At 68.0% G+C, this 17,763-nt stretch carries 11 protein-coding genes; 1 reads left to right on the top strand and 10 read right to left on the bottom strand.

From position 1 onward, the window contains the following. Positions 1-10 precede the first annotated feature (10 nt). The 7 genes from drmB to J3473_RS00340 form a co-directional block, all read right to left on the bottom strand. Positions 11-1,714, bottom strand: coding sequence for a DUF1998 domain-containing protein (drmB, locus tag J3473_RS00370; RefSeq protein WP_207021448.1), 1,704 nt, complete (start codon positions 1,712-1,714; stop codon positions 11-13). Then, complete coding sequence (locus J3473_RS00365; protein ID WP_207021447.1) at positions 1,704-4,877, bottom strand: helicase-related protein; 3,174 nt, start codon at positions 4,875-4,877, stop codon at positions 1,704-1,706. Before J3473_RS00365 ends, drmB begins: the two co-directional genes overlap by 11 nt. 4 nt (positions 4,878-4,881) lie before the next feature. Further along, positions 4,882-6,597 carry an ATP-dependent helicase gene (locus J3473_RS00360; RefSeq protein WP_207021446.1) on the bottom strand — a complete coding sequence of 572 codons (1,716 nt, stop codon included), beginning with the start codon at positions 6,595-6,597 and terminating at the stop codon, positions 4,882-4,884. Then, on the bottom strand, positions 6,594-11,204 hold the full coding sequence (locus J3473_RS00355; RefSeq protein ID WP_207021445.1) for a DEAD/DEAH box helicase: 4,611 nt from the start codon (positions 11,202-11,204) through the stop codon (positions 6,594-6,596). Before J3473_RS00355 ends, J3473_RS00360 begins: the two co-directional genes overlap by 4 nt. Positions 11,205-11,488: 284 nt before the next feature. After that, positions 11,489-12,055 carry a hypothetical protein gene (locus J3473_RS00350; RefSeq protein ID WP_207021444.1) on the bottom strand — a complete coding sequence of 189 codons (567 nt, stop codon included), beginning with the start codon at positions 12,053-12,055 and terminating at the stop codon, positions 11,489-11,491. A gap of 13 nt (positions 12,056-12,068) precedes the next feature. Continuing rightward, positions 12,069-13,058, bottom strand: coding sequence for a WYL domain-containing protein (locus J3473_RS00345; RefSeq protein WP_207021443.1), 990 nt, complete (start codon positions 13,056-13,058; stop codon positions 12,069-12,071). Beyond that, positions 13,051-14,061 (bottom strand): YafY family protein, encoded by a 1,011-nt coding sequence (locus J3473_RS00340; RefSeq protein ID WP_207021442.1) that lies wholly within the window; start codon positions 14,059-14,061, stop codon positions 13,051-13,053. The genes J3473_RS00345 and J3473_RS00340 overlap by 8 nt, the downstream gene beginning before the upstream one ends. Before the next feature lie 158 nt (positions 14,062-14,219). Here J3473_RS00340 and J3473_RS00335 point away from each other — a divergent pair, with 158 nt between their 5' ends. Then, positions 14,220-14,855: a DUF4230 domain-containing protein gene (locus tag J3473_RS00335; protein ID WP_207021441.1), complete on the top strand. Its 636-nt coding sequence runs from the start codon at positions 14,220-14,222 to the stop codon at positions 14,853-14,855. A 53-nt stretch (positions 14,856-14,908) separates the two neighbouring features. Here J3473_RS00335 and J3473_RS00330 read toward each other — a convergent pair whose 3' ends face one another. The 3 genes from J3473_RS00330 to J3473_RS00320 form a co-directional block, all read right to left on the bottom strand. Beyond that, the gene (locus J3473_RS00330) at positions 14,909-15,925 is read right to left on the bottom strand and encodes a hypothetical protein (RefSeq protein WP_207021440.1); all 1,017 of its coding nucleotides are present in this window, start codon (positions 15,923-15,925) and stop codon (positions 14,909-14,911) included. A 229-nt stretch (positions 15,926-16,154) separates the two neighbouring features. Next, positions 16,155-17,438, bottom strand: a complete 1,284-nt coding sequence (locus J3473_RS00325; RefSeq protein ID WP_207021439.1) for a hypothetical protein — start codon at positions 17,436-17,438, stop codon at positions 16,155-16,157. Next, positions 17,431-17,763 carry a hypothetical protein gene (locus J3473_RS00320; RefSeq protein WP_207021438.1) on the bottom strand — a complete coding sequence of 111 codons (333 nt, stop codon included), beginning with the start codon at positions 17,761-17,763 and terminating at the stop codon, positions 17,431-17,433. The genes J3473_RS00325 and J3473_RS00320 overlap by 8 nt, the downstream gene beginning before the upstream one ends.

Genomic DNA, 17,763 nt, shown 5'->3' with positions numbered 1-17,763 from the left:
CGGGTAAGCCTCACACGAAATCCCCGCCGAACAGACCGAGGGTCGGCTGCTGCGGCGTACCGACGAGTGCGGCCCGGTCGAGTGTCAGGTTGAAGCGTTCACAGCTCGTCTCGGGCACGAGGAGACACGCATGGCAGGCGGCGAGGTTCATCCCGTTGACGCCGGAACCCGTCGACTCGATGCACACCGGGTCGGACGTGCACCACCGGGCTCGACGGACACCGTTGGCCAGGGTCTGCGAGAACCGGTCCTTGTCGCTGAGAGCCGCGAGACCACCGAGGCTGCCGGCACTGTCGGCGCTGGCCGTGTAGACGAGGATCCCCGACTGCCCCGGCTCGTCGTACACCCTCTCGCGCAGGGATGCCGCCGGGTAGCCGGACGTCAGTGCCATCTCGTCCACGAGCACGTGGGCCAGCGAGTGGAGCGCCAGGACGCGCGGCGAGACGTCGAGACCGGACGTCAGCGACTGGGCGCTGATCGACGCCTGGGACTGCAGCAGGAGCTTGGTCCGACTCGCGGCGAACGCCGTGCTCGCCCAGCGGTCGAGGATGGTCTCGTCGAGACGCACGAAGACGCCCTCACCGAGTACCTCGATGGCGGGATACCAGGTGGGGCGTCCCGAGTCCACGAGCGGCGCCAGGGCGACGGGCGCCTCGTCCGTGGACGGCACGACTCGGGTGAAGCCGACCAGCGCCCGCACCTCCCGGAGCCTGCTCACCCGCGACACCTGGGCGATCAGCTCCGGGACGTCGCTGTCGTCGAGGTCGACCTCCTGACAGAGGAACTGGTCGGTTCCGGCGCCGTCGGTCTTGCCCTGGAGGAGCGCCTGGTACTCCTCGGCCCGCAGCTCACGGTCCGACGGCCGGTGCTCGGTGGCAGAAGGATTCTGGTAGCGCTCGACCGCCCGGACGAGATCGTCCCTCGTGCACCCCGGCGGCAGCTTGAAGCTGCGGGCCAGCTCCTCCGCCGACAGCTCGGGGTTGGCGTCCGCCATCTTGCTCGCGATGTATGCGTCCGCGATGTTGGGGACGGACGGAATGGAGATGGCGGATCGCTGCACCCCGAACCACACGTTGGACGATCCGCGCTGCAGTGTTCGCAGTTCCTCGTCACACCCCGCCTCCGAACTGTCGAGCCAGGGACGTGAGCCGGAGCAGCGCTTGACGCCGCGCAGGGCGCCCAGGTTGAAGGCCCCCTCCATCGAACGGAACTTCCCGCACGAGCACGAGACGAGGAGGTCGGACAACGCAGACGTCGCACCGCGCGACTCCAGCCGCAACTTGTGCCCGTCTCCGGAGACGCTGGCGTCCTCGTGGACCCAGGCCATGTAGGGGAAGTCCTCGATGTGCCCCCTGAGACAGCAGGACACGAAGCGCGACGGCGACGTCACGTGGTTGCAGACCTGGCACAGCTTGGTCTCGCGGTCCGAGACCTCCCAGTACGGCCCCAGCCGGCGACAGTCGGTGCAGAACGCCCACTCGGGGAAACGGACCGCCGGCACGTCGCCGCGCGGGCCACGCCAGGTGGACGGGCTGCGGAACTCCTTCACGCCGAGGCTGCGGGCCAGGCGCGGCTCGGAGACGACATCGCCCTTCGGCCAGTCGTCGAGGCCGCGGATCATGACGCTGTCGTCCTGCGCCGGGAGGAGACCACCGACGCCGAAGGTGGAGACGAGGGAGGTCCGCCGGGTCTTTGCGACGATCTCAGCGCTCACGGCGGTTCCTCCTGCGTCGGACGAGGAAGACCGAGGACTCGGCGTCCACGTCGCGCATGCTCGTCAGGGTGGGCCAGGCCGGCTCGGCCGGCGGGAAGGCGACGGGTGGATCCTCGTCGCGGCGACTGAGCACACGTGACGCCTCGACGAGGAGCGCGCCCCGGTGCTTGCCGAACCAGCCCTCGTACCGCTGGACCCGACCGTCGAGCCAGTGCTCGACGAGGTCGTCGAGCTCCTGGCGGATCCGCTCCGACGACTCGTCGTCGGTCGGAAGGTGGCCCTCCGGTCGGGTGGACTCGCTGCGGGCGACGACCACCTCCGCGAGCTCCCTCAGCTCGTTCTCCCAGTCCTCGACGTTCTTCGCTGCCTCGCTCGGAGCAGCAGCGGCGATCCGCTGACGCGCCATCGACACGAGCACCGCGTGCAGAGCACGGTCCCGGGCTCGCGGCGCGAAGGGCGTGGCCCCCGTCGCCTCGACGTGACGGTAGAGCGTCCGGTGGTAGGCGGCGAAGTTCTCGTAGTGCGACAGGTCGCGGCTCCGACCCGAGTTGTAGATGGTGACCACCAGGCCGGGGTTGCGACGTCCGACGCGAGAGGTGGCCTGGATGTACTCGGAGCTCGTCTGCGGCTGCCCCATGACGACCATGAGACCGAGGCGGTCGACGTCGACACCGACGGAGATCATGTTCGTCGCGAGGACGACGTCCGCCGCATCCGCCCCTCGGGGCAGCTCGAGGATCTCCAGCTCCTTGGGGATCTCGGACGACCGCTTGCGAGAGGTCATCTCGCGGATCGCCCGGGGGTTGCGCGGCTCCTCGCCGCGGCGGCGGGCCACGACCTTGATCTGGTCCGGTACGTCGTCCATCACCTGGATGAAGGCACCACCGAGGATGCGGAGGCTGTTGAAGTAGCCGACGAGCGTCCAGTACAGATCCGCCGACCCGTCGGTCTCGGCGACCATGGCCGCGGACTGCAGCAGGGACGCGTACACGCGCACCATCAGCGTGGTCTGGCTGGCGCCCGGGGCCATCACCCCGGCATATTCGCGGCTGGCCTTGAGGTCCCGTGACGACTCCTCGGCGAAGAACGAGTGACGGTGGGTCAGGCCGGGTGGCGGGAACTGGGCCGCCTCTCGCGCGAACACGGCTCGCACCTGGTCCGTGGCTCGCCGGATCGTCGCCGTCGAGGCGACGACCTTGGGCCTCGCCGTCCGACCTGCGATGGCGTCGACCGCCGTCTCGTACAGCCCGACCATCGTTCCCAAGGGCCCGCTGATGAGGTGTAGCTCGTCCTGCACGACGAGGTCGGGCGGAAGGTCGTGGTACGTGGGATCCGCCACGGAGTTGCCGTTCCCGAGCAGCGCGCCCACCTCACGCTTCCACGGCATCATGGCGAACTTGTCGACCGTACCGATCACGAGAGAGGGCCGGTTGGCGTAGACGTCGTCGTCGACGATGTGGACGGGCAGACCGTTGCGGAAGGCGCAGTCGTCCCGGCGACATGCCACCCGCATCCAGCTCCGCTCGACGATCTCGTAGTTCTCGTGGTTCATCGCGGTGCCGCACCAAGGGCATCGGCGGAGCTGCACCGGGTCGCTCTCGTCACCGTCGAGGTCCCGCGCCCCTGGCTTGCGCGCCTTGTCGAGTGCGCGGCGTGCATCGTCGATCTTGTTGGGTGTGGAGGCCCCGCCCACCCAGAGTCCGATCGAGATCGGAGCAGCGTCCGGCAGATGCTTCTGGCGCTCGATCTCCAGGGCACAGATCAGTCCCGTCGCCCGCTGGTACTGCTGGAGGGTCAGGAGACGAAGTGTGTAACGCATGAGGACGGAGACGCCGGCGGCCTTCGCGTCGCGCAGGCGGCGGAGCAGGATCGCGACACCGATGATGCCCAGGTATGCCTCGGTCTTGCCACCGCCCGTCGGGAACCAGAGCAGGTCAGCCACCTCGCGGTCCGGGTGGTCCTCGTCGGCCAGACCCGGAAGGTTGAGGAGGATGAAGGCGATCTGGAAGGGCCTCCAATGCGCTCCCTCGATCGACGGCGGGTTCCCGAGTTCGCCGGCGCGGTGATGCTCCTGCCGGCTGCGCTGCTGCGCCATCGCGCGGTTGGTCATCTGGAAGGCCCGCCGCACCTGCTCGTCGTTCTGGAGGAGCCGAACCCCTGCCTCCATGCGGTCGGCGGTGACGGAGGCATCGGCCATGTGCCGACGCAGCGTCTCCTCCTCGCGGTCGTCCAGGGGCTGCTGCGCAGTGGACGGGAGCCCGTCGATCCATCTGCGATAGCCCGCGACGAGCTCGTCGAGCACGACGAACGTCGAGTCCGCGGCCAACTTCGTCATCGACAGGTCGAGGCCCTGGCCTCCGGCGGCGTCGCTGAGGAGCAGCTCGTGCCGCGGGAGGTAGGTCGTCGACACCTCGTCGGGCTCGTTGCCGGCCCAAGTCACCGAGCACCCGTGGCCGACGGCGTACGACCGGACGTCACGGAAGAGCAGGTTCTGGCTCTGGATCTCGGCCTCGTCGACACCTGCGAGAGCGGCCGGAGGACGCTCGACGAGGCGTGTCGCGACCGCCCGTGCGGTGATGACCGGTCTGAACCAGGCGAAGGCGTCCTTGTCCCCCGGGCTCGCCGACTGTGTGTTGACGAGCGTCAAGGTGACGGCAACGGCGCCCTTCAGCGCGGCGCGCGTGATGACCACCAGGTCTAGACCGTCCGTGACCGTTTGCGTCGTGTACCCCGCGGGAGACACCGACACGTGGAGCGGGTCCGGGAGCACGTCCACGGCGCGCCACTCCTCGTCACCGTCGTTCTCGTATCGTGTTGCTCGGACGGTGACCTCGATGCCGGCTCCGGGCGTGTCGGCGAGAGAGAGCGTCATGCCCATGGATCGCGGGTAGCGGATCCTCGACATCGACACCGCGGGGTCGACGACGTCGTCGGGTGCGCCGTTGCCGGCCTCCGCCTCGACGTCGTTCTCGACCTCGTCCTCGAGCGAGAGCTGCACGGGCGCCCTGACGTCCGCCTCGACGTCCGGGTACAAAACCCCCATCACGAAACGGGTCAGCGGCGCCTCGGTCAGACGCCTGTCTCCGTCACCCCCCAGGAGGTCCTCGCCCAGGCGGTCGAGGATGCGGTCACGGGTCTCGTAGGCGTGGTGCAGGTCGTTCATGTGCTCACTTCCACTCGAAATCCAGAGGGCCGCTCACCCGCGCACCCAACCACAGGCCGTGACGTCCGGGCCCGTCCTCCCGCGCGGCGCCGACAACGGTCTCCGTCCCCTCGAGCCGCCCACCGGCGAGCTCGGGCACACGGTCGCCCGAGCTCAGCGAACGGACCATCCTGCCGAACTCCTCCCCCGTCCGCGCCACGTCGACTCCGTCGACGGAGGCCGTCCAGGAGGGAATGACGTCCGCGTCGACCGTGATGATGTCATCGGTGCGCGACCATTCCACGGCGGCACGCCCGACGGCCTCCAGGTCGTACTCGACCGGCCCCAGGTGTCGTGCGTGCCGCGGTTCCAGAATCACACCGAGCGTGCCCCTTCCGCGGAACGACCGGCGCCGCCACACGTCCCGCCCTGCATCCTTGCTCCAGAACTTGGTGCTGTCACCGCGACCGCGAGCGATGCGCGCCCGGGCCCGTGACATGGCGACGAAGAGTCGACGCGCCGCAGGGCCGTCGCCTCCCTCCTCCGCGAACCAAGAATCCGGGTCGACGAGGACGACGTTGTCGAACTCACGTCCCTTGGCGCGGTGGACGGTGGACGCCACGACCTTGCTCGCGGGAGCCCGCTGCAGCTCGGGCGGGATCCTGCGCCGGCCCAGGGCGGTGGCGAGGCTCGGGACATGGAGGTCCCGGGATGATCGAGCCGCACGCATCAGAATCCGCCAGATGCCATGGGCGTTCTCGACGCCGGCGGCGGCCGCAATGGACTCGAACTCCTCGAACGAGATGCTCGACGACGCGTGCCGCCCGAGAAGGTCGCCCACCCAAGGATCGACCGTCGGATCCGTTGCCGCGGCAGCCAGCTCGACAGGCAGGCCGAACCGGGCGAACCGCGCTGCGACCAGCCCGGCACGGGCGTTGGTGTCGCACAGGAGCACGGTCGTTCCCGACCATGCCGCGACGTCCTCGACCGCGTCCTCGTCGAGATCTCCCAGCGGCGGCAGCTCGGCGCACAGGTCACGCAGACGCATGAGTCGGTCCGAGTCGACGAGACCCTCGAGAGCAGGCCGTGCGGCGGCCACGGCACGCGCTTCGGCTGTCCTCGCACGGAACTCCCCCGTCAGGTGGACCGTCTTGGCGCCGAAACGCTCGCGGACCCGCTCGAGGAAGAGCGCATCCGACCCCGCACCGTCGTCGGCAAAGTCGAAGAGGCTCTGCAGGGGATCCCCGAGCAGCGTGAAACCGACACCCTCGTAGACCCCCTTGGCAAGCAGGGTCAACACGAAGTCCGACCGCACGCCGACAACGTCCTGGACCTCGTCGACGATGACGTGTCGGACGTCCGGAAACACCGGCTGATCCGCCTCCTCCATGAGCCGCGTGGCCCTGCGGACAGCCTCGTCGAAGCCCCGGAAACGCGGCTCCTCGTTCTCCAACTCGATGCGGACCCTCGCTGCGAGAGAGTCGATGGTGGCGCAGTCGACGCCGCGGCCCTCGTCGACGACGTCGAGGGTCCGTGCTCGCACCACGTCCACGGCCGCGTTGGAGAAGGAGATGACGAGGATCTCCTCCGGGTACACGTCCTGGGCGAGGAGCTCGTGGCAGCGCGCGCCGACGACCTCGGACTTGCCCGCTCCGGGACCCGCGATGACGATCTGCCGTGCCTCCTGAGTGGCGGTTGCCACCAGCGCCTGGACCTCGTCGAGAACGACGTTCGAACTCATGGGCGGCGTCCCCTCCCCCAGAGGTGTTCGAAGTGGCGGAAGGCGAACTCGTCACCGAAGTTGGTGAGGTTGTCGGCGACGTTGACGATGAGGACGTTCTCCTTCCCACCGTTGAGCGGGCCTCGGAGGCCCCGGCCGATCATCTGCTGGTAGACGTTGGGGCTGAACGTCGGACGTGTGATGAACACGGCGTCCACCTTCGGAACGTCGAATCCTTCGGTGAACACGTTGTAGTTCGTGAGGACACGGACTCTCTTCGCCTTGAAGTCCTCGATGTAGCGTCGCCTGGCATGGGGGTCGGTCGTGCCGGCCACGGCTCGCGCCTCGACCCCGTGGTACGTGAGAAGCGCGGCGAGCACCTTCGCGTTCTCGACGGACGTGGCGAACAGCAGGGCGGTCTGGTCGGACGCGAGCTCGAGGACAGAGCGGACGATCTCGGTGTTGCGCTCGTCGTTCTTTCCCAGACGGTTCTCGACGGTGTCCGGAAGTCGCCTCATCTGTGTCGCGTAGGCCAGCTCCTCGTCGTTCAGCTCGAGGTCGGCACCCTGCAGCTCTCGATGGGTGATCCGCGCCAACACCTCGTGATCCTGGAGGTACCCGTAGACGTCGTCGTCCGGGAAGACACCCTCGTCCAGGAGGTTGTTGTGGTAGCGGCCGGCCAACTGCTCGGTCTCCCTCAGGTTGAAACCCCGGAAGGGCGTGGCCGTGAGCCCGAGGAGGGGAACGGTCATCTCGGCGACCCGCTTGGTCCCCGCCATCGCACTGAGGGCTCTCGTGTATTGCTGACCGATGGAGCGATGGGCCTCGTCGACGACGATGATCGACGGTCCGACGAGCCATCCGTAGGTCTCGCCCCAGTCCCCGTCCCGCTTGATCACGTTGTCCAGCTTGGCCAACGACGCCACGACCACTTGGTGACCGTCTCGCTCGTTGGGCTCGTTCCCGGACCACAGCCGGCTCAGGGTCAACGGCGTGCCGGCCCGTCCGATGGCGCGCCAGACCTGGGACCACGTCTGGGTCGCCTGCTCGCAGAGCTCGTCCGTCTCGGCAAGCCACAAAACTCGGACCGGAACTTCCGACTCGGACATGTGCTCCACAAGTGCCTGGACGGCCACCCGAGTCTTTCCGGCTCCGGTGGGGAGCGGAAGCAGACCTCGCCGCATCTCGCCCGTGGGGTCCAGCAGAGCCTTGACCCGGTCTCCGATCGCCTTCTGGTACTCGTGCAGCTCACCGAGGATCGGCGGCCCCTCGACCTCCAGCTCGGCGGCGCGGCTGGACCCGGAGAACCCGGCGAACTCGACCGGGAATCCGAGCTCGCGGACCCACTCGCGGGCCGTCCGCTTGCCGGCCCAGACCGACGGCGGCTCGAGTCCTCTCTTCTTGAGGCTCGGGACATGACCCTGGAGGACCGAGTACCCGTCGACGGCGAGCGCCAGCTGCGCGATCTGCCGGTCTGAGATCTCCTCAGTCGACTCGTGGCGCAGCGCCTCCAGGGCAGCCGACGGGATGGCTGCTCGCAGCTCGTCGACGCCGACGGCGAGGACGAGCTTGTCCAGGACGTCACTGGTCTTGGCGATGTCCTGCCGCAGGCGGTTACGGCGCTGCTCCTCCATCCGGCGGAGGACCACATCCGGCTTGAACGTCGATTCCAGAGCCCTGGCGACCTGGAGCAGTACTTCTCTCGGGGACTCGGCAGTGACGAGCACCGAACGGTCCTGCAGGTACTGCGGCAGCGGCCGACTCTGTTGTCCGCCCGGAGTGGAGGTGAGGACCTCCAATCTCTTGCAGGGCAACACGGTGACGACATGGTCGTCCAGATCCAGCATGTTCCTCAGCGGCGGGAAACGGTCGACCAGGAGGTAGGGCTCCCCTGCCGACTCGTAGTCGACCGTCTCGGTGAGCATGTCCTCGCCGTCGGCGAGGCCCCAGTTATCCCGCAGTGCCTCGAAGTCCGCTTCGGACGTCGCGAGGAGGCACGGGACGTTGGCGGCGACGAGCGAGGTGTAGATCTCGGTGCGGTAGGTCACCGCTGCGCGGTCGGCGGGACAGTCGAACCCGCCCTTGCCGCTTCGCACCCGGATGCGTTCGGGTGGCGGCTGCCCCAGGAAGGCTGCCCACGCGTAGAGCAGGAACCGTTGCTGCTCATCGGTCCAGGACTTGGCCAGTCGCAGGAGCTCGACCCAGTCCGCCGCGGTGAGGTCTCCGGGTTGGCTCTTGAGCCGTAGAACCTTGGCCTGCTCCTCCGTCACCGACGGATCGGACAGAGGCAGGGGCTGCGGCACACCGTCGATGACCGCGAGATCGTCGTCCCACCGGAGGCACCTAGAGATCGGATGCACACCGACGGGTGTGCGGAGGCGTCCGTGCTCCCGCACGTGCTGCCACGTGGGATCGCCGATCCGGCCCTGCTGTGACGCGCCGCCCCGCCTGGTCACCTTCCACGTCTCGTCGCCGAGGAGCTGGCGGAGCACCTGCTCCGTCAACGCGCGCCGGCCCTCGTCGGAGAGACGCGTCATCGGCTCCAACGGCCACAGGACGCGGTTCTGGTCGACGTCGATCGACTCGTCCGGCAGCCTCTGCTGGTTGATCTGCTTGCGGAACTCATCGCGCACCCACTGGAGGCGGGCGTCCCGCCAGCCCTCGCGCGGTGCATCGGCCACCCGTCGGGGCGCCGACACCAAGCCGAGGGCCTCCATCAGTTCGCGGTCCTGCTGATGGAACCGGGGGTCGACGAGGAAGTCGCTGTCCCGCCCGGCGTTGGCCGGGATGACGTCGCCCGACAGATACGCGTCGCCCGGCGCCTTCCACTTGCCCGACGTGACGCGCACTCGGAGGTCGTAGAGGACGCGGGCCCCGAGGACGTCCCGGAAGATGGCCTCGGACTCCCCCACCGTGTTCTTGCGCGACGCCTGCCACACTCGTTCCCACTGCACCGGAACGGCGGACAGCTCGCTCCTGAGCGCACCGGCGTTGTCGAAGACCTTGATCCCGAGCGTGTCCAGAGCCGCGAGGACCGACTCGTCACCGGCAAGGACGGGGTCGATGATCAGTTTGCCGCTCCCCGCCTCCCCGCCCGGGAGGAACACCTGTCCCCGCCGACATCCGTCGAGCGTTCCGTCGTCGAGCAGCAGCACCCGGGCCTTGGTCAGCTCGTCTCGTCGGCCGGGCATCGACCCGACGAGAGAGGCGACGAGCTGAACGGCAGCCGCCGCCCCGTCGATCGTCGGCTCCTTGACGAGATGCTCGACCCACTCGACGAGCGTCGCGCAGTACCTGTTGTGGTAGCCCATGAGGCGCGTGACCTTGGCGCGGTGCTCAGCACTCGTGACGGCATGGCTCACCCAGTTCTCCGGGTCCGGGCAGGCTGCTGCCCAGAGCTGGAGCTGCTCGGCCGTCAGACCCTCGGGGTGGAGCTTCACCCTCTTGGGGTGTCGAAGTCCGCCCGCCAGCGTCGGGATGCACTGTTGGTCCGCCACCGCGCGCATCACCGGATCGTTGAGCACGGCGTCGGCCGCGTTCCGGTCTTCCTTTCCACGTGCAGGCAGAAGACTCAGCACGAGTGTGGGCCGCGCCGGGTCGTGGACCGCGGACAGCGACGACGCCACGAGCGGGGGCAGGACCTCGGTGAGCAGCTCCTCGTTGAAGCGCCCCACGAGCAGGGACTCGCGATCGTCGGCCAACTTCCACGGAGCGTTGACGATGCCCGACAGCGTGGTGCCCGACTCGGTCGGGAAGTATGCCCAGAAGGTCCCGATTCCCTTGGGCGCCCCCTCAAGTGGTGCCGCCCACGAGAGCTCGACCTGCTCCCGGGCTGCGGAGTACCCGCCGTCCTCGAGAGCCGACCGGGAGGGATGGTGGAAGACCGATCGGACCGCCCAGACCGACTTCCGGTTGGCGTCGTCCAGGGTGACGAATCCCGAGTCGTCCGGGCGGAGCGCGATCGAGCGCGCCGTTCCACGCGCCCCACGGTCCTCCAGCCCCAATCGCTCGACGTGCTGTGAGAAGAGGAGGAACTCCGCGGGGAAACCCGCGATGCCGGAGGCCAGGAGGTCGCGGGCACGATGCACGGGAGCGACGATGACGGTCGTTGCCCACTTCATCAGCTGGTCGAGCACCGCGTCCTCCCTCGCCGCGTCCCGCGGATCCACGGCACGCGCCCATCGCATGACCGGGTAGTGGGGCAGACCGGGGACGATCGCTGCAAGCTTCTCGGCGGACGCCTCCTTGTCGAAGACGAAGGAGCCGCTCCGGCTGTAAATCCGGGGGCTGTCCGTGACGGCGAGAAGCGACTTGAAGCCCAGTCCGAACCGGCCGATCTGGTCGTCCCGCTTGACAGACGCATGGGTGCCCATCAGCGCGATGGCGCCGTCGACCGTGAAGGGTCGACCCGAATTCGCGACGTACAGGGTGTGATCGGTCAGGATCACCTCGCAGCGTCCCGGCTCACCCCGCATGGCATCGGCGGCGTTCTGCACCAGCTCGAAGAGTTGACGCTTCGCGTAGGCCCCCTCCGCGATCGAACGCTCGATGTTGGCGTCCTGAGCGAGTCGTCGGTCCTCGTGAGCATAAGTTCCGAGCACAACTCTGCTCTGCTCTTCGACGGCCATCGCCAGGTCACTGTCGACCCCGAGCCACCCGGTTGTCATTCGTTCCACCCCTCAATCCATGATTGCCTCGCCCGCCGAGAGCAAGTACCCGTGTCTTGTGGAGTCGTGCTCACATCGAGCGCCGACCCCTCCCCTTGTTGCCTATCACGACAACGACTTTCCGCGTGGCCCGATGGGCCATCAGCGCTCCACGCCGGCTGTCGTTGCCCTGGCCTTCGGAGGTCGTACTTCATGTCGAGCAGCGTGCACGACACCTCCAACACGACGTGAAGCGACATGAGCCGCTACGAACGCCGACGGATGATCCTGAAGCCCAGCCGGTTGCCCAGGCTGCCGGCGCGCTCCTGCACGTCGCGCTCCACCACGTCGAGGCGGTGGTACCGCGCGAGTGACCGGAAGAGCATGAGCTCGAAGGCCAGGCTGTCGAACCAGTCGACGTCCTCCGTGAAGCCCATCAGAGCGCGCACGCCGAGCGCTTTCCGCATGTCGTCGCACTCGCGCTCGTCGAGGTCGAGGACGGCGCAAGAGCCGAAGTGGAGGATCTTGCCCGTCAGGCCCCGAGGTGGCACGTGGTCCGCGAGAGAAGCCACGTCCACCGAGCGACGCCCGACGTACACCTTTCCCGGCTCACCGTGCAGGGCGAGGTATCCCACGGAGTAGCTCGCGTGCTGCTTCTGGCTCCATCGCCGCATTGCCACGTGCAGGTCTTCGACCGTGTTCAGGTGGTTGACGGCGCTCTTGGTCACGGCAGCGTCCTGCAGGGCGGTGAGAACCGGTTGGACGCTTCGCACGTCCTTGACGGAGCTCGACCATCGACCTTCCATCACCCAGATGTGCGGCTTCGTCGGCATGCGTCCTCCTTGGTCATGTCGTGCTTCCGTGGTCGAGCGGACGACGGTGATGTTCGAGCAGTGAGGCGGCGAGCGCCCTGCCGGCGTCCATGAGGTTCTTGTCGACGACCAGCGCACGCGGCCCGGCGGTGACCAGTGCTGCGGCGACCCGTTCGCGCACCGGCTCGAGGAACCACGCCCTGATCTCGACGTCCATCTCGTCCCGTCGGATTTCCTCGATCTTCTCGGCGAGGCGCTCGAGCACCCACACCTCCTCGGGGGGAAGAACGAAGTCGACCGGCGTCGTCCGGCGCTGGCGGACGAGCATCGCCACGAGGTCCTCCGGCGACTCGAACATCTCGTCCAGGAGCGTCGCGTCGAGCATCCCCGTGAGCAGGTACGTCCTCAGCCGACCGTCGTCGTCGGGCGGCCCGGCATCGACCTCCCATCCCCGCCTGGTTCGGACGACGCGGTAGGGCTCGACGACGCGCTCGGTCGTGCCGGGCCGCCAGGCGCGGGCGTACCTGATCGCGACACGGCGACGGTCCGTGGCCGCCTGGTGCCAGGCAGCCGGACCATCCGGCAGCGCATCAGCAACGGGGCCCGTGTCGGGTACATCGTCGATGACTCGGCCGAGCTTCTCAAGGGCACCCTCCAGCAGCGAGTTCTCGGGATTCAGGTGCAGCTCGTCGCGCGCAACCCGGTACGTGTGCGCCCATGTCGCAACGGGGCTGTACCGGAAGGCGAGATCGTTCGTCACGATGTCGCTGGTCAGCCGGACCATCGGGGCTGCGGCCGGGTCCGACTCGCGGCCCGCCTCGTCCACGAACTCCAGAGGTGGCACCCACCCGCGCCTGTCCGGCGGCTCGTCGGTCATGAAGTAGGAGACGAGCAGCTCGCGGACCTTGGCCTCCGTCATGCCGACTTCATCGGCCAGCAACGACATCCGGACAGCCTCGTGGTACGACAGCGCCTCGAGGACCGCCGGCAGCTCCGCGAGATGACGGACGAATCGCTCAACCACGCGCCACCGCCTCGAGGCGCGCCAGGAACTCCCGCCGGACGTCCTCCGGGCCCGAGAGCAGCACCCGCTCCCCCATCGTCACCAGCCAGTCCGTCAGGGCCCGCCTGTTGGTCACCCGGACCGTGAGCAGGACGCGGTCACCGTCCGGCGTCTCCGACACCGACAGTCCCAGGCTGCGCCGCACGAAGGGAACATGCTCCTCGGCCACGAGCAGCTGCACGTCCTGCGGCGCGTCGACACGCCAGTGGTGCGGGTTGAGGGAGTCCGCCGCGTCGTCGACACCCGCTTCCGCCGTTCCCGGCTCGTCCAGCGACACCACCTCGATCTTGTGGAGCAGGAACCACTTCACAACTTGGTCGTGCTCGTCGCGCGCGCGCAGCAGCCATCGACCCGGCGGGTGCGTGAGCCGGATGGGGTGCACCCTGCGCAGCGTGTCGTTGTAGGTCATCTCGACCACGCACCGCCGGTCGATCGCGCGCCGGACCGCTCCGAACGCAGACGGGACGTCGTCGCTCGGCTCGCCCCGGCTTTGTGCGCCATGAGCGGCGAGCGCCTCCTCCAACACCGACTGCTCGCCGGCGGTAAGGCCGGCGCGAGAGGCGAGGTCGTTCGGGTGGAGAACGTATCGCCCGGTGCTGCCTTCGGCGGACACGTTGTCAATGCGCCAACCGGCGTCCTCCAACCGTCGCACGTCGCGCTGGAGGCTGGCCATCGCCGACTTCGGGGAGCCGGTGTCGTACCCTGCCAGACCCAGCAGGTAGGGGCCATCGAGGCCGCGCGGGCCGGCCGCAGCGAGCCCTCTGAGCAGGCGGAGGAGCCGCGCGACTGCAGGCTCCTTGCGCGCGGACACGTGCGTCGCCCCGCTCGGTTCGGCGGCGTCGAGGGCAGGGGCGGAGTCGCCGGGAAGGCTCTCGAGCAACAGCTCCAAGGTCGACGCAGACGCCGTGCCCGAGCGACCGGGGCGACGGGCGCCGCCTGCTCGACCGTCCTCGGCATCGGCCACGACCTCAGAACCCCCGCTGTGCATGGACACTTCATACCTGATCAGGGCGTCGGCCGGGACAGACGCTCCAACACGGCATGGGGACGCATCGACCTGCTGTCGCAACCACCCGCCGGAACGCGCCATACCGTGTTGCCACCCTCGGGTACCTTCCGTCCATGCGCTTCTGGGGGTTCGTCGCTCGGCTCGTCGCCACCGTGCTCGTCCTGACCACCGTGGTCGGCGGAGCCCTGTACGGGCTCAGCCGCTCACCGTGGTGGAACTCCGTCAACCCCTTCGCCACCGAGGAGACCGACCGCACCGGTCCGTCCGTGCTGAAGTCACTGAACGACATCAGCGAGTTCCATCCCGCGTACGCCCACTACGAGACGGTGGTCGACCTGGAGGACGACACGGACAACCTGCCGTCCTGGGTGAGCGGCGGTCGGGTCATCTACGTCGGGAAGGGCGACGTCGATGCTGTCGTCGACTTCGGTCGCCTCGACCAGAGCAGCGTCGTCGTCTCAGCGGACAGGCAGTCCGTCACCGTCACGCTCCCGCTCCCCCGCATCGACGAGCCGGCCCTCGACCTGAAGACCAGCTACGTGGCCGACCGCAGCGCGGGCTTCGTCTCGCGGTTCCAGGACTCCGACCTGGAGGCACGAGCACAGCGCAAGGCCGTAGAGCAGATGCGTCGTGCCGCCCAGGGTGAGGGGATGCTCGTCGACCGCGCGAAGGAGAACACGACCGCGATGCTGCGCGGTCTCCTGACGTCGGCCGGCTTCACCCAGGTGACGGTCACATTTAGGGGCTAGTAGTGACGGAGGCGCCACAGGGCGTCCTATCCACCACGGCTATCCGGCGCCAGCTAGCGACCATCGACCCATTCATCGATCTTCGACACCGGCGCCACGCGAGTCATCATCCGCCACCGCCGCTGCATTGCCGTGTCGGTCAACCGCCGAGTCACCGAATCGACAGCGCGCAGAGCCTTTGCTCGGTTCGCGATCCCATCTTTGCTTTGTACCTTTGTCTCGCCCAGCTCGTCACGTAGACCTTCGAGATGCTCGAGCACTTCACTTCTCAACTCAGGACGCAGTTCGCACAGGACCTCGAGCTTGGCCAGCTCGTGGATCACGGCTTCGGGGGCTCTGACCGCCAGCGAGGTAGCCAAGTATCTGGAACCCATGTAACCGGCCTTTGACGCCACCGTCACGACGAGAGCCCCACCCGCCATTCCGAACCCACCCGCGGCGAGGCTGCCACCACCGAGGAACGCCAGGCCGGCGCTCGTCGCCGCCGCGCCGGAAAGACCCATGGCGCCTCCGATGGCGGTCCCGACTGCGGTCACCAGACCACCCGACGCCAGGGTGAGCGCCACTGAACCACCGACAAGGCCGAGCCTCAAGGCCGGACTGAGGGCGTCGGTAGAAATCCGGCGCAGGCTGTGACGGAACTGCTTGGCGAGGCCCTCGACTTCACCCGTGCTCGTCGTGGGGTCGAGATGCCGCAGGGCCTCGGCATGCAGGCTTTCCGCCTTCACCGCCCACTTCGTTCCCCGGGGCAACGATGTGCTGGCCACCAGCTCAAGTCTCAGGAGGCCATCTCGGTCCACGTCTCGAGCAGGTGCGCTGGACAAAACTTCAGAAGCCGCAACCGGTAGCCGACCGACGTCGGCTTCGATGACCGCGTTCAGCCACGGCGACATCTCCACTTCGTTGGCCCACTCTTTGGTGGCCTTCTGGAAGTCGCGGAGGTTGGCCCGCTTGATCGCCTGTTGCTTGAGGCTGGTCGTTTCCACGAGGTCGCGCGCAAACACGAACATCTGCAGCGCCCTCAGGGTGGCCAGATCAGCGACATCGAACTTCACGTCCGACAACTGCATAGGGATACCCGCTTTCTCGGTGCCGTTGGGGGAGCGTACTGACATCAGCGGCGTCCGTCAGTGAAGTCGGACCGCGACGTCGACATTGGCGTTCAGGGCAACGCCTACCTCTTTTCGACTGGCGCGAGCGACCGGTGGTTGGACGATAGTCGCGACGTAGGCAGGTCGGCTGGAGGGGCGACCTCCCGTGTGCGGATTGCGCGACGAGACCACGGCCGCCCAAGATCCATCAATAGTCGGACCGCGACACTGGCCCTTCGGGACCGGTCGGCGGCTCCGATGCATCCTCGTGTGGACGGCGAATGCTCCGAAGGGCGTCGCCTCCAACTCGACCTGAGACCGAACGCAACCGCCCGCCGGCCAGCTCACCCAGGGCTCGCGCATCACCAAGGCGCAATGCCCCAGTGTTCACTGCTCGGTCACGAAGGTCACCCGCTGCCTCGATCCACCGCCGTTCGTCCACGAGCCCTGTACCACTCTCGATTCCCAGCACTTGGTGGGCATCGTGGAGCGAGCCGATCACGACGTTGCTCGAGCGCACGACCGACCTCGACGACCTGGGGTTGGTGAGAACCTTCGCGTTGGCGACGGCCGCAGCAGCGTCGATCCGGGCCAGTAGCCGGACGGTCGTCTCCCCGATGGCCCCGCGCCGGTGGTCGCGCGCGACGTGCACCCCGATGCGGTGTTGCTCGAGAGTTTCCGGCTCGGCGTCGAGGACGCGGTCGAGCTCGAGGATCGCGACGGCGTCCTGCAGCTGGAAGCACTTGGCCAGGACCGCGAGCCAGTCGGCCGTCTGGGCCTCCGCGCTGCGCGAGACGTTGACGAGATCGTCGACCTTGCGCGTCTTCTCGAGCTTGTCGGCGAGAGCGTCGAGCTGCAACAGGGCGTGGGCCTGCGTCTGGGCGATGGTCTGTCCCGTGGCCTGGACCTTGGACCAGGTCACGTCGCTCACCCGTCCGACCTGCTCCCGGATGGTCATCGCCTCGCGCAGAACGAAGTCCACACCGATCATCCCGGCGACCACGGCGTCCTTCTGCGCCCGCAGGATGTCATCGACCTTCGCGTCGATCGCCGCGAGGTAGTCGGTGATCTCGTCCATCGTCTGTTGCATCGCGAGCTGCGCCATGACCCCCGCCGCGCCGGCCAGCACCGCCGGGTTGCTCAACAGGGACCTTGCCCCCGGACTCTTCACGAACTCGAGAATGTGCTTGTTCTTGCCGTTCTGCCTCAGGATCGCCCGTGCGACACCGTCGCCGGACCCCTTCATGGCGTCCAGCGTCTTGAGCTGATCGGCCGACTCCTTCGTCAGCTTGATCCAACGCCCGGACTGCGCCGCGACGTCGGACCCGATCTGCCCCGCAACGGACCCCGCTCGCAACACACCGCTCAACCGAGGAAGGTCGAGGTCACGCGACGGGAGCTGATGCTCATCGAGGAAGCGGTCGATGGCGCGCGCATCGCCGATGAGGGCGACACCGTCGCCGTCCTGAAGGACCTCGATCTCGTCATTCATCCTCGGTCACCTCGACCTGCTCGGCATCTGAAAGGTTGTACATGACGCCGTCGATCACGGCCACCTTGGTCAGGTACGACCAGGATTCACTGACGTCGGCGTCGTGCGATTCCACTTCCCACCTGGATCCGTCCTCCAAGAGCACGAGACGCCCGGCGTACTTGACCTCGTCGATGTCCTCGACGACGGGCGCGGCAAGACCGAACATGTCGAGGCCCCATTCGGCGATGGCCGCTCGCTGGCTGTCGGACAGGCGATCCCAGTCCATCCGCGCGCGCCACTCAGAGTTCACGACGTTCGTGTAGTCCGGGGTGCTCTCGATCAT

Source organism: Phycicoccus sp. DTK01 (genome assembly GCF_017312765.1).
GTDB lineage: Bacteria > Actinomycetota > Actinomycetes > Actinomycetales > Dermatophilaceae > Phycicoccus > Phycicoccus jejuensis.
This window is presented reverse-complemented; position numbering and strand designations above follow the sequence as displayed.

Coding starts and splice junctions, on each gene's coding strand:
- J3473_RS00365 (WP_207021447.1), bottom strand. CDS start 4,877: ATGAACGACCTGCACCACGCCTACGAGACCCGTGACCGCATCCTCGAC.
- J3473_RS00360 (WP_207021446.1), bottom strand. CDS start 6,597: ATGAGTTCGAACGTCGTTCTCGACGAGGTCCAGGCGCTGGTGGCAACC.
- J3473_RS00355 (WP_207021445.1), bottom strand. CDS start 11,204: ATGGCCGTCGAAGAGCAGAGCAGAGTTGTGCTCGGAACTTATGCTCAC.
- J3473_RS00350 (WP_207021444.1), bottom strand. CDS start 12,055: ATGCCGACGAAGCCGCACATCTGGGTGATGGAAGGTCGATGGTCGAGC.
- J3473_RS00335 (WP_207021441.1), top strand. CDS start 14,220: ATGCGCTTCTGGGGGTTCGTCGCTCGGCTCGTCGCCACCGTGCTCGTC.
- J3473_RS00330 (WP_207021440.1), bottom strand. CDS start 15,925: ATGCAGTTGTCGGACGTGAAGTTCGATGTCGCTGATCTGGCCACCCTG.
- J3473_RS00325 (WP_207021439.1), bottom strand. CDS start 17,438: ATGAATGACGAGATCGAGGTCCTTCAGGACGGCGACGGTGTCGCCCTC.
- J3473_RS00320 (WP_207021438.1), bottom strand. CDS start 17,763: ATGATCGAGAGCACCCCGGACTACACGAACGTCGTGAACTCTGAGTGG.